Origin of the sequence: Burkholderia cepacia ATCC 25416 (assembly GCF_001411495.1) — a bacterium.
GTDB lineage: Bacteria > Pseudomonadota > Gammaproteobacteria > Burkholderiales > Burkholderiaceae > Burkholderia > Burkholderia cepacia.
The window spans coordinates 423249-434880 of sequence record NZ_CP012982.1 but is presented as its reverse complement, the minus strand read 5'-3'; the positions used below and the strand labels follow the sequence as shown (position 1 = coordinate 434880).

The 11632-nt window shown below is 65.3% G+C and carries 8 protein-coding genes and 1 tRNA gene; 7 read left to right on the top strand and 2 right to left on the bottom strand.

Features of this window, described 5'->3' with window-relative positions:
- Positions 1-142: 142 nt before the first annotated feature.
- The 7 genes from fdnG (at position 143) to APZ15_RS19310 (ending at position 9368) form a co-directional block, all read left to right on the top strand.
- The gene (gene fdnG, locus APZ15_RS19340; protein ID WP_080982985.1) at positions 143-3214 is read left to right on the top strand and encodes a formate dehydrogenase-N subunit alpha; all 3072 of its coding nucleotides are present in this window, start codon (positions 143-145) and stop codon (positions 3212-3214) included.
- A gap of 10 nt (positions 3215-3224) precedes the next feature.
- Positions 3225-4139, top strand: coding sequence for a formate dehydrogenase subunit beta (fdxH, locus tag APZ15_RS19335; protein ID WP_027791166.1), 915 nt, complete (start codon positions 3225-3227; stop codon positions 4137-4139).
- A complete protein-coding gene (locus tag APZ15_RS19330) occupies positions 4136-4762 on the top strand; it encodes a formate dehydrogenase subunit gamma (protein WP_021162866.1) in 627 nt (208 codons plus the stop codon). Before fdxH ends, APZ15_RS19330 begins: the two co-directional genes overlap by 4 nt.
- Before the next feature lie 108 nt (positions 4763-4870).
- The gene (fdhE, locus tag APZ15_RS19325) at positions 4871-5806 is read left to right on the top strand and encodes a formate dehydrogenase accessory protein FdhE (RefSeq protein ID WP_027791167.1); all 936 of its coding nucleotides are present in this window, start codon (positions 4871-4873) and stop codon (positions 5804-5806) included.
- A 73-nt stretch (positions 5807-5879) separates the two neighbouring features.
- The gene (gene selA, locus APZ15_RS19320; protein WP_027791168.1) at positions 5880-7319 is read left to right on the top strand and encodes an L-seryl-tRNA(Sec) selenium transferase; all 1440 of its coding nucleotides are present in this window, start codon (positions 5880-5882) and stop codon (positions 7317-7319) included.
- On the top strand, positions 7316-9241 hold the full coding sequence (selB, locus tag APZ15_RS19315) for a selenocysteine-specific translation elongation factor (RefSeq protein ID WP_027791169.1): 1926 nt from the start codon (positions 7316-7318) through the stop codon (positions 9239-9241). Before selA ends, selB begins: the two co-directional genes overlap by 4 nt.
- A 31-nt stretch (positions 9242-9272) precedes the next feature.
- Positions 9273-9368 (top strand) — tRNA-Sec (locus APZ15_RS19310).
- A gap of 953 nt (positions 9369-10321) precedes the next feature.
- On the opposite strand, the gene APZ15_RS41035 is transcribed toward APZ15_RS19310, so the two are convergent.
- Together APZ15_RS41035 and APZ15_RS19300 are read right to left on the bottom strand one after the other, a co-directional pair.
- Positions 10322-10687: a hypothetical protein gene (locus APZ15_RS41035; protein ID WP_099318702.1), complete on the bottom strand. Its 366-nt coding sequence runs from the start codon at positions 10685-10687 to the stop codon at positions 10322-10324.
- 343 nt (positions 10688-11030) lie between these two features.
- The gene (locus tag APZ15_RS19300; protein ID WP_027791171.1) at positions 11031-11420 is read right to left on the bottom strand and encodes a DUF4031 domain-containing protein; all 390 of its coding nucleotides are present in this window, start codon (positions 11418-11420) and stop codon (positions 11031-11033) included.
- Between the last annotated feature and the right edge of the window lie 212 nt (positions 11421-11632).

Here is an 11632-nt window from a genome sequence, read left to right as displayed (position 1 = left end):
GACGGTTCGGTGGCGCGCGGAACGCGGGTCATCGTTGGTAATCAGACAATTCAGTATTGATCCGAAGATTCGAACATAGTTGCGCGAACTGTCTATAATTCCTTTCAGTTTCCTCACCCCCACAATAACGCCGAGACCAGCCATGCTCCAAATGTCCCGGCGCCAGTTCCTGAAGGTGACGGCTACGTCGCTTGCCGGATCGAGTCTAGCCCTGATGGGCTTCTCTCCGTCCGAAGCGCTCGCCGAAGTCCGACAGTACAAGCTGGCGCGCACCGTCGAAACGCGCAACACCTGTCCATACTGTTCAGTGGGTTGCGGCATCCTGATGTACAGCCTCGGAGACGGCGCGAAGAACGCGCAGCCGAGCATCATCCACATCGAAGGCGATCCCGACCATCCCGTCAATCGCGGCACGCTGTGCCCGAAGGGCGCGAGCCTGATCGACTTCATCCACAGCCCGAACCGCCTGACGCACCCCGAGTATCGCGCGCCCGGCTCGGACAAGTGGGAACCGATCTCGTGGAACGACGCGCTCGACCGTATCGCGAAGCTGATGAAGGCCGACCGCGACGCGAACTTCGTCGAGACGGCGGAGGACGGTGCGAAGGTCAACCGCTGGCTGACGACCGGCATGCTGGCCGCGTCGGCGGGCAGCAACGAGGTCGGCTACCTGACGCACAAGACGGTCCGCAGTCTCGGGATGCTCGCATTCGACAATCAGGCGCGTGTCTGACATGGCCCGACGGTGGCAGGTCTTGCCCCGACGTTTGGCCGTGGAGCGATGACGAACCATTGGGTCGACATCAAGAACGCGGACGTGATTCTCGTGATGGGCGGCAATGCAGCCGAGGCCCATCCGTGCGGTTTCAAGTGGGTAACGGAGGCGAAGGCGCACCGCAAGGCGCGGCTGATCGTCGTCGACCCGCGCTTTACGCGTACGGCCTCGGTGGCCGACTACTACGCGCCGATCCGCACCGGCACCGACATCGTCTTCCTGGGCGGTGTGATCAACTATCTGCTGACGAACGACAAGATCCAGCATGAGTACGTGAAGAACTACACGGACTTCTCGTTCATCGTGCGCGAGGATTTCGCGTTCAACGACGGCATCTATTCCGGCTACGACGCCGAGAAACACGCATACCCGGACAAATCGAGCTGGGACTACGAGCGCGGCGACGACGGCTTCGCGAAGGTCGATCCGACGCTGCAGCATCCGCGCTGTGTATACAACCTGCTGAAGCAGCACTACGCGCGCTATACGGCGGACATGGTCCAGCAGGTCTGCGGCACGCCGAAGGAGAAGTTCCTGAAGGTGTGCGAGATGCTCGCGACCACCGCCGTTCCCGGCCGCGCCGGCACGGTGCTGTACGCGCTCGGCTGGACGCACCACTCGATCGGCGCGCAGATCATCCGCACCGGCGCGATGGTGCAGCTGCTGCTCGGCAACATCGGCATCGCCGGCGGCGGGATGAACGCGCTGCGCGGCCACTCGAACATCCAGGGGTTGACCGACCTCGGGCTGATGTCGAACCTGCTGCCGGGCTACATGACGCTGCCGATGCAGGCCGAGCAGGATTTCGACGGCTACATCAAGAAGCGCGTGCAGCAGCCGCTGCGGCCGAACCAGTTGAGCTACTGGAAGAACTACAAGGCCTTCCACGTCAGCTTCATGAAGTCCTGGTGGGGCGACGCGGCGACCGCCGAGAACAACTGGGCCTACGACTACCTGCCGAAGCTGGACAAGCAGTACGACCTGCTGCAGGCGATCGAGCTGATGAATGCCGGCAAGATGAACGGCTACATCTGCCAGGGCTTCAACCCGCTCGCGGCGGCGCCGTCGAAGGTGAAGACGGCGGCAGGGCTCGCGAAGCTCAAGTGGCTCGTGATCATGGATCCGCTCGCGACCGAGACGTCCGAGTTCTGGAAGCATCACGGCGACTACAACGACGTCGACGCGTCGAAGATCCAGACCGAGGTGTTCCGTCTGCCCACCACGTGTTTTGCGGAGGAAAACGGTTCGCTCGTGAGTTCGAGCCGCGTGCTGCAATGGCACTGGAAGGGTGCGGAGCCGCCGGGCGAAGCGCGTAGCGACCTCGAGATCATGTCGGGGCTGTTCCTGCGCATGCGCAAGATGTACCAGACGGACGGCGGCAAGTATCCGGACCCGATCGTCAACCTGACGTGGCCGTACGCGAACCCGGAAAGCCCGACGCCCGAAGAGCTCGCGATGGAGTTCAACGGCCGTGCGCTCGCCGATCTGCCCGATCCGAAGGACCCGGCCAAGACGCTCGTGAAGAAGGGCGAGCAGCTGGCCGCGTTCGCGCAACTGAAGGACGACGGGACGACCGCGAGCGGCTGCTGGATCTTCTGCGGAGCCTGGACGCAGGCCGGCAACCAGATGGGCCGGCGCGACAACTCCGATCCGACCGGCATCGGCCAGACGCTGAACTGGGCGTGGGCCTGGCCGGCGAACCGGCGGATCCTGTACAACCGCGCATCGTGCGACGTGAGCGGCAAGCCGTTCGACCCGACCCGCAAGCTGATCGGCTGGAACGGCAGCGCGTGGAAGGGCGCCGACATCCCCGATTTCAAGGCGGACGAACCACCCGAAAACGGGATGGGGCCGTTCATCATGAATCCGGAAGGTGTCGCGCGCTTCTTCGCGCGTGCGGGGATGAACGAAGGCCCGTTCCCCGAGCACTACGAGCCGTTCGAAACGCCGATCGGCACGAACCCGCTGCACCCGAACAACCCGCTGGCGCTGAACAACCCGGCCGCCCGCGTGTTCCCGGACGATCGGGCGTCGTTCGGCCAGGCACCGGAGTTCCCGCACGCGGCGACCACGTACCGGCTGACCGAGCATTTCCACTACTGGACCAAGCATGCGCGGCTGAACGCGATCATCCAGCCCGAGCAATTCGTCGAGATCGGCGAAGACCTCGCGAAGGAAGTCGGCGTCGCGCATGGCGAGCGCGTGAAGGTGTCGTCCAAGCGCGGCTACATCATCGCGGTCGCTCTCGTCACGAAGCGGATCAAGCCGCTGATGGTCGACGGCAAGAAGGTCCAGACGGTCGGTGTCCCGTTGCACTGGGGCTTCAAGGGTCTGACGAAGCCCGGCTATCTCGCGAATACCCTGACTCCGTCCGTGGGTGACGGCAACTCCTATACACCGGAATTCAAGTCGTTCCTGGTGAAGGTCGAAAAGGCGTAAGGGGAAAGAGATGGCATTGCAATCGCTGGATATCAAGCGCGTCTCGGCCACCACGACGCCACCGCCCACGGTGCGCGAACCGGTGACCGGGAGCGTCGCGAAGCTGATCGACGTATCGAAGTGCATCGGCTGCAAGGCATGCCAGACGGCGTGCATGGAGTGGAACGACCTGCGCGACGAAGTCGGCACCAACGTCGGCGTGTACGACAACCCGGCCGATCTCTCCGAGCACTCGTGGACGGTGATGCGGTTCGCCGAATACGAGAACCCGGCGGGCGACCTCGAGTGGCTGATCCGCAAGGACGGCTGCATGCACTGCGAGGATCCGGGCTGCCTGAAGGCGTGCCCGTCGCCGGGCGCGATCGTGCAGTACAACAACGGGATCGTCGATTTCCACGAGGAGAACTGCATCGGTTGCGGCTATTGCGTGACCGGCTGCCCGTTCAACGTTCCGCGGATCTCGAAGAAGGATCATCGCGCGTACAAGTGCACGCTCTGTTCCGATCGCGTCGCGGTCGGCCAGGAACCGGCCTGCGTGAAGACCTGCCCGACGGGCGCGATCGTGTTCGGCACCAAGGAGGACATGAAGCAGCACGCGGCGGAGCGGATCGAGGACCTGAAGGAGCGCGGCTTCGAGCATGCGGGGCTGTACGACCCGCAGGGCGTGGGCGGCACGCACGTGATGTACGTGCTGCACCATGCCGATAAACCGTCGCTGTACCACGGGCTGCCCGACAACCCGTCGATCAGCCCGATGGTGAAGCTGTGGAAGGGCATCGCGAAACCGCTCGCGGTGGCCGGCATCGCGCTGACCGCGCTCGCCGGGTTCTTCCACTATGTCCGGGTCGGTCCGAACGAGGTGAGCGAAGAGGAAGAATCGGCCGCGCGCGACGAGGCGCGACGCATCAAGGAGGACGCGAAATGAACCACGACGACCCCAACCTGATCGTCCGCTACACGCCGAACGAGCGCACGAACCACTGGATCACCGCGATCACGTTCGTGCTGCTCGCGCTGTCCGGGCTCGCGCTGTTTCATCCGTCGATGTTCTGGCTGACCGCGCTGTTCGGCGGCGGCCAGTGGACGCGGATCCTGCATCCGTTCGTCGGCCTCGTGATGTTCGTGTCGTTCGCGATCCTGGTCGTGCGCTTCTGGCACCACAACGCGCTCGATGCGGACGACCGCCAATGGCTGAAGCAGATCGGCGACGTGCTGACCAACCAGGAAGACAAGCTGCCGCCCGTCGGGCGCTATAACGCCGGGCAGAAGCTGCTATTCTTCACGCTGGTGGCGTGCCTGTTGCTGCTCCTGCTGTCGGGAGTCGTGATCTGGCGGCGTTACTTCTCGTTCTACTTCCCGATCGGGGTGATCCGCGCGGCCGCTGTCGTGCATGCCGTGGCGGCCTTCGTGCTGATCGCGAGCATCATCGTGCACATTTACGCGGCGTTGTGGGTGAAGGGCTCGATCGGCGCGATGGTGCGCGGCACCGTCACGTTGGGCTGGGCTCGCAAGCATCACCCGAAGTGGTTCCGTGAAAGCGTGAAATAACGCACCGGAGCGGGGCGGCTCGCCAGTTGCGGCGGGCCGTTCCGCCAACCGCCGGAATCGCCCGAAAGCGCCGATGCGTCGGCGCTTGTTTATTTGGAAGACATTTTTGTGACACAACGCATCCTCGAACCGACCGAGATCTCGACACTCGATCATTCGGCCATCCCGCGCTTTCGCCTGCCGGAGCGCGCCACCGCGTTTTCGGCGCGCGCCGCGCGGCTGCGCAAGCTGGCCGACCTGAACCCGATCAGCGGCTACCTGCGGCTGATGGCCACCGTCGCCGATGCGCAGCACGCGACGCTGCAGACGCTGGAACTGCCGCTGCCGTCGAAGGAAGCGATCGCGCTCGCGCAGCAGCATTCGATGCCGCTCATACCGGCGCTCGACGGCGAGCGCAACCCGCAATGGCGTGCCGTGCTGTACGAACTGCTCGACCGCGTCGAAGGCGCCGGGCTCGTCAACCCGCAGCTCGCGAAGCTGCTCGACCGGCTGCGCCTGATGGCGCCCGCCGAACTCGACGCGCAGGCCGACGCGATCCTCGCGCTGCGCTTCGCCGAAGTCGACCCGGCCACCGCGCCGTTCCTGATGGCCGCGCTGCAGGTCGTCTGGACGGATCTCGCAAGCTGCGTTGCGCCGGCCGACGTCCCGTATCTCGACCAGCCGGGGCTGTGCCCCGTGTGCGGCACGCACCCGGTCGCGAGCGTCGTGCGGGTCGGCGGGCAGTACCAGGGCTACCGTTTCCTGCAGTGCGGGCTGTGCACGACCGAGTGGCACATGGTGCGCACGAAGTGCTCGCACTGCGATTCGACGAAAGGCATCGCGTATCACGGGATCGAGGGCGGCAGCGAAGCCGTCAAGGCCGAATCGTGCGACGAGTGCAAGACCTATCGCAAGATCGGTTATCAGGACAAGGACTACGAGTTCGAGCCGCTGGCGGACGATCTCGCGAGCCTCACGCTCGACCTGCTGATGAACGAGGCCGGTTACCAGCGCAGTTCGCCGAACCCGCTGCTGTGGCCGGACGTCGCGCGGGAAGCGGATTGACGACATCGGCCGGGGCGGCGCGCGAGCGCCGGCGCCGGCCGACTGCGAAGCATGAGACTGGAGCCACCACGACGTGACCGAACCCGGTTTGAATGAACTGAATGCCGTGCTGGCGCGTGTGCCGTCGGTCGAGCGCGTGCTGTCGTCGGCGCCGCTGCAACCGCTGCTCGCCGACTACGGCCGCACGCGCGTGCTGAACGCGGTGCGCGCGGAGCTCGAACGCTGGCGTACCGCCGCGCAGCACGATCCGGCGGGGGCCGAACCGCTCGACGAACCGCGCATCGCCGCGGCCGTCGCGCGCGCGCTGGCCGCGCAGAGCGCGGGCGCGGTGCGCACCGTGTTCAACCTGACCGGCACCGTGCTGCACACGAACCTCGGGCGCGCGCTGTTGCCCGACGACGCGGTGCGCGCGGTGGTCGACGCGCTCACGCGCCCCGTCAACCTCGAATTCGACCTCGCCACGGGCCGCCGCGGCGATCGCGACGACCTGATCGACGATCTGCTGTGCGAACTGACGGGCGCGGAAGCCGCGACCGTCGTCAACAACAACGCGGCGGCCGTGCTGCTGGCGCTGTCGGCGCTGGCGACGAAGCGGGAAGTCGTCGTGTCGCGCGGCGAGCTGGTCGAGATCGGCGGCGCATTCCGCATCCCCGACATCATGAGCCGCGCCGGCGCCAGGCTGCGCGAAGTCGGCACGACCAACCGCACCCATCTGCGCGACTACGCGGAGGCGATCGGCCCGCGCACCGCGCTGCTGATGAAGGTGCACTGCAGCAACTACGCGATCAGCGGCTTCACGAAGGAGACGTCGCTCGCCGAACTCGCGCCGCTCGCGCGCGAGCACGGGCTGCCGGTCGCCGTCGATCTCGGCAGCGGCACGCTCGCCGACCTGACGCAATGGGGCCTGCCGCACGAGACGACCGTGCAGGAAACCGTGGCCGCCGGCGCAAACGTTGTCACGTTCAGCGGCGACAAGCTGCTTGGCGGGCCGCAGGCCGGCCTGATCGTCGGCGATCGCGCGCTGATCGCGAAGATCAAGAAACATCCGCTCAAGCGCGCGCTGCGCGTCGGCAAGCTGACGCTCGCGGCGCTCGAACCCGTGCTGCGCCTCTACCAGTCCCCCGAGTTCCTGCGCGACCGGCTCACGACACTGCGCCTGCTGACGCGCCCGCACGGCGAGATCGCCGAGGCCGCCGAACGCGTGCGTCCGGCGCTGCAGGCCGCGCTCGGCGGCGGTTTCGACGTAGCGGTCGAGCCGATGTTCAGCCAGATCGGCAGCGGTGCGCTGCCGGTCGACCAGCTGCCGAGCGCCGGGCTCGTCGTGCGCACGGCGGACGGCAAGCGCGGCGGCCGCGCGCTCGCGCAGCTCGAGAAGCGGCTGCGCGAATGGCCGCGCCCGGTGATCGGCCGCGTGGCCGACAACGCGCTGCGGCTCGACCTGCGCTGCCTCGAAGCGGCCGACGAGGCGGCGTTCATCGCGCAATGCGTACCGCTCGCGGGGCCCGCTGCATGATCGTCGGTACCGCCGGACACATCGACCACGGCAAGACGACGCTGGTGCGCGCGCTGACGGGCGTCGATACCGACCGTCTGAAGGAAGAGAAGGCGCGCGGCATCTCGATCGAACTCGGTTATGCGTATACGCCGCTCGACAACGGCGACGTGCTCGGCCTGATTGACGTGCCGGGCCACGAGAAGCTGATTCACACGATGGCGGCCGGCGCGTGCGGGATCGACTTCGCGCTGCTCGTGATTGCCGCCGACGACGGCGTGATGCCGCAGACGCGCGAGCATCTCGCGATCCTGCAACTGCTCGGCGTCACGCATGGCGCCGTCGCGCTGACGAAGTGCGATCGCGTTGACACCGCGCGCGTGGCCGAGGTGCGCGACGAGATCGCCGCATGGCTGAACGATTCGACGCTGGCCGGCGTGCCGATCTTCGAAACGCGGGCGACGGCCGTGGACGATCCGGGTGTCGCCGCGTTGAAGCGTCACCTGGCCGACGCGGCGATCGCGTGGCGCGCCCGCCGCGACGACGGGCTGTTCCGGCTCGCGGTCGATCGTGTGTTTACGCTCACGGGGCAGGGCACCGTCGTGACGGGCACCGCGTTCGCGGGCCGCGTCGCGACCGGCGATACGCTCGCGATCGTGCGCACGGGCGGCGCGGCGCGCGTGCGCAGCATCCATGCGCAGAACCGGCCGGTCGAGTCCGGCCGCGCGGGCGAGCGTTGCGCACTGAACCTGGCCGGGGTCGACAAGGCCGATGTCGAGCGCGGCGATACCGTGGCCGATGCGCGGCTCGTCGCGACGTCGCCGCGTCTCGACGTCGAATTGACGCTGCTCGCGGATGCGGGGCTGACGCTCACGCACTGGGCACCGCTGCACGTGCATCTCGGCACGCTGCATCGCGTCGCGCATGTCGCGCTGCTCGACGGCGATACGCTTGCGGCCGGCCAGCGGATGCGCGTGCAACTGGTATTCGACGAGCCGGTGTTTGCGTTGCCGGGCGACCGGTTCATCGTCCGCAATCCGCAGGCGACGCGCACGGTCGGCGGCGGCCGCGTGCTCGACCCGTTCGGGCCGGCGCGCAAGCGTCGTACGCCCCAGCGCCGCGCGTGGCTCGACGCGCTGGCCGAATGGCTCGACGCAGGGCGTCTCGATGCGCTGCTCGCGCAGGCGCCGCTCGGCGTCCCGCGCGCGATGCTCACGCATCTGACGGGTTTCGCGCCGAACGCGCTGGTTTTGCCGGATGACGCGCTGGCGATCGGGCAGCGCGATGCCGCATCGAATGACGGCGCGGTGATTGCCCATGCGCACTGGCGTGCGCTGCAGACGCGGGCGATCGATACGCTGCGCGCGTATCACGAGCGCATGCCCGACGAGCAGGGGCTCGACGCCGCGCGGCTGCGGCGGATGGCGGCGCCGCTCGCCGGCGATGCGCTGTGGCGCGCGCTCGTCGATGCGCTGGTGACCGGCGGCGAAGTGGCGCGAAGCGGGCCGTGGCTGCACTTGCCGTCGCATTCGGTGAGCCTCGAGCCGCGCGAGGAAGCGCTGGCGCAGCAACTGCTGCCGCTGATTCATGCGGGGCGCTTCGATCCGCCATGGGTGCGCGACCTGGCCCGCGACACGGGGGCGGCCGAGGACGCGGTGCGTACCTTGCTGCGCAAGCTCGCACGGCGCGGCGACGTGCACCAGGTCGTGCGCGACCTGTTCTATCACGCGGACGTCGTGCGCGAACTCGCGGAACTGGTTGCGCATCTCGCGCCGTCGCGCGACGGCGGGCTCGATGCCGCGACGTTCCGCGACGCGACGGGGCTGGGCCGCAAGCGTGCGATCCAGATTCTCGAGTTCTTCGACCGGGTTGGGTATACTCGCTTCCACCGCGATCTTCACTTCCTGCGGCCTGACAGCGGTTGGGCGGGTATTCAGGCGTAGGCGCTCGTTGTTCTTTGTTTTTTCCCACGACGGAAGGCATTCGTATCCGGTGGTACGGCTGGACTTCAAATCCAGTTGGGGGTGTCAGACACTCCCGGGTCAGTTCGACTCTGGCTGCCTTCCGCCACAATGGTTTCGGGCGATTTGGGCTGCTCCGAACGGGGCACCCTTACGCTAAGGGTGTGGTTTTTTCTGCCCGATTCGTGCAACTGGATCACGACCGTCCGATCTTCTTGACGGTTTCTGCGAGGCGGTCGGTCACCAGGTGAGCGTATCGCTTGGTCGACGTAGTCGTCTCGTGTCCCGGTACCTAAGAGACCGTATACAGGTCGATGCCGGTATTGATCATTTCTGAGGCGGCGCTATGGCGGAGATCGTGAAACCTCACCCCCAAGTGGCCTGACTTCCGGCGAGCCTTAATCCACTCGTCCTTGATTTTCCATGCTGGCTCAGTGAATTCGCACGCATCAATCCGGCGAACCGAATCGACCAGTCGTACAGGTTAAGCGCATCCTGATCTTCATACTCGGGGGCGTACTTTGTTAAGACCCCGTAGCCTACCCTTGAGGTCTTTCCATTCGGAACCCGTGTCAGTAACGTGGATTCGGACGCATTCGCCAATCGTTACGATCGGTTTGCGTGCTCCCGTGGCAATTGCGTATACTTCGACGTCCCATTTACGGCCCAAATCGTCAGCTTCGCGCGCAGAAAGTCCTGCAGGGATGAGTTTTGTTTTTCGGATACGTACGTCTTCGATGACGCGCTCGAACGTCCAGCGGAACCACCGGTGGCCTCCTTCGCACTCACGCGCTTGCCTTTTGATAGGTCCATGCTAGGATCCGTCCTGCCTCAAAAGGTGCGTTGAAGCAATACAGAACAAATTTGTGATGCGTGGGTACGAGATGAACTGCGAGCCGCGTGTGATGGAAGACGGCATGTTTGCCATCCAGGTTGAAGTGACCAAGAACTTCTCAGTAGAGTAGCCTTGTCGCTACGAATAACATGAATCGAATGTCCTCGCGGGTCATGTCCATTGCATTCAAATTCGATATGGGTGTCGCACCTCATGCAGCCCGGCTCTTATGTTTCGTGCCCTGTCTCGCATTGATTATCCCGAGGATTGCATACGCGTGCGGTGACGGTAGCTGTGCGGCGGGTCTTGCGATCTATCTGCTTCTTGGATTGGCCGCAATATGGCTCGTCTTTAGCGTCTTCATGTTCTGGTGCTTCCGGAAGTATCGGATGCGCAAGCGACTCGGATTGACGCTGCTGATCGCATTTGGGCCGCTTATTTGGCTCGTGATCGTGATTTTGCTGGAGCTGTTTCAAGACCAATTCAAGTGATGCTTCGGGCGGCATCCAAAATTCGCACCGCGTCTGCGTCTTGCCTCCTTCGAGGATGGCGTGCACCATCGGGCCGTTGAACAAAATCGGGCGTTCTTTCACGGGCGGTTATCCGCGCCACAGTTTGGGCAGTCGAGTGAGTAGCGGCCGGATCCCATGCAGTGCACGCGGTTGGAATGCTGTTTTCGAGGCTTCGTCAGCGTGATTCCGGTTCCAGCGAGTGCCTTCGCGCTTGATATGCTGGACGTCGACGGCTGGCCGCTACTTCGAGTCGATGTAATCCTTCGGCCCCGGAATATCGGTTTCGTGCGCGTTATGGGCCGCCTGCGTCTGTCCCCGGGTATAGACGTGCGCCTTGCGCAGGTCGGTCGTATAGCCGTTGCCGTTCTGCGTCCACCACCATTGCCGACAAAGCTGCGACTGTCCTCCAGATAGAAACCATTGATCACGATGTCTCTCCTACGACCGGCTTCGCTGCTTCACGTGCAGCACGGCGGTTGGCAACGAATTGCTCGAGCCACTCGACGGCATCGGCCGGTGAGCCGAGCGATCCGGTAACTTTGCGCCGCTTGTTCATCGGGCCACACTGCTCGAAGGTAATCGCGACCGTGCCAGCGGCGATAGCGGTGGCGCGCTTGCTGATCGCGATGTCGTAGTGCTCGTCGCGCGTGCCGGCGTGCTGAATCCATTTCGGATTGGTGCCGATCTCACGCACCATGGCCAGAAGCTCCTCGGAGGTATCGGCGATGAGGTGCGACATCTTGTAGACGCGGCCGCTCCTCGTTTTGAGTTCGCCAATCGTGCGCAGATACATGTCGTCGACGTAGACGGTCATGCCTCACCTCCAGCGCGGGCGGCTGCGGGGAGGCGTAGAGCGGTGTGACAACTGCGCCGTCATGCTGTTCAGCCGAGTGAAGCGTGTCACGCTCGTTGACGAACACCGAATGCCACGTCTCCGTTGCGGCCTTACCGGGCCATACGACTTGCCATGCCACCGCTTCCGCCGCCATAGCGGGCGAGCGGGAGTGTGCGACGCGGCTATTCCGC

What these genes read in the sequence shown, in the direction of transcription:
- APZ15_RS19300 (WP_027791171.1), bottom strand. Translation starts at nt 11,420, where the DNA reads ATGACCGTCTACGTCGACGACATGTATCTGCGCACGATTGGCGAACTC.
- APZ15_RS19330 (WP_021162866.1), top strand. Translation starts at nt 4,136, where the DNA reads ATGAACCACGACGACCCCAACCTGATCGTCCGCTACACGCCGAACGAG.
- fdxH (WP_027791166.1), top strand. Translation starts at nt 3,225, where the DNA reads ATGGCATTGCAATCGCTGGATATCAAGCGCGTCTCGGCCACCACGACG.
- selB (WP_027791169.1), top strand. Translation starts at nt 7,316, where the DNA reads ATGATCGTCGGTACCGCCGGACACATCGACCACGGCAAGACGACGCTG.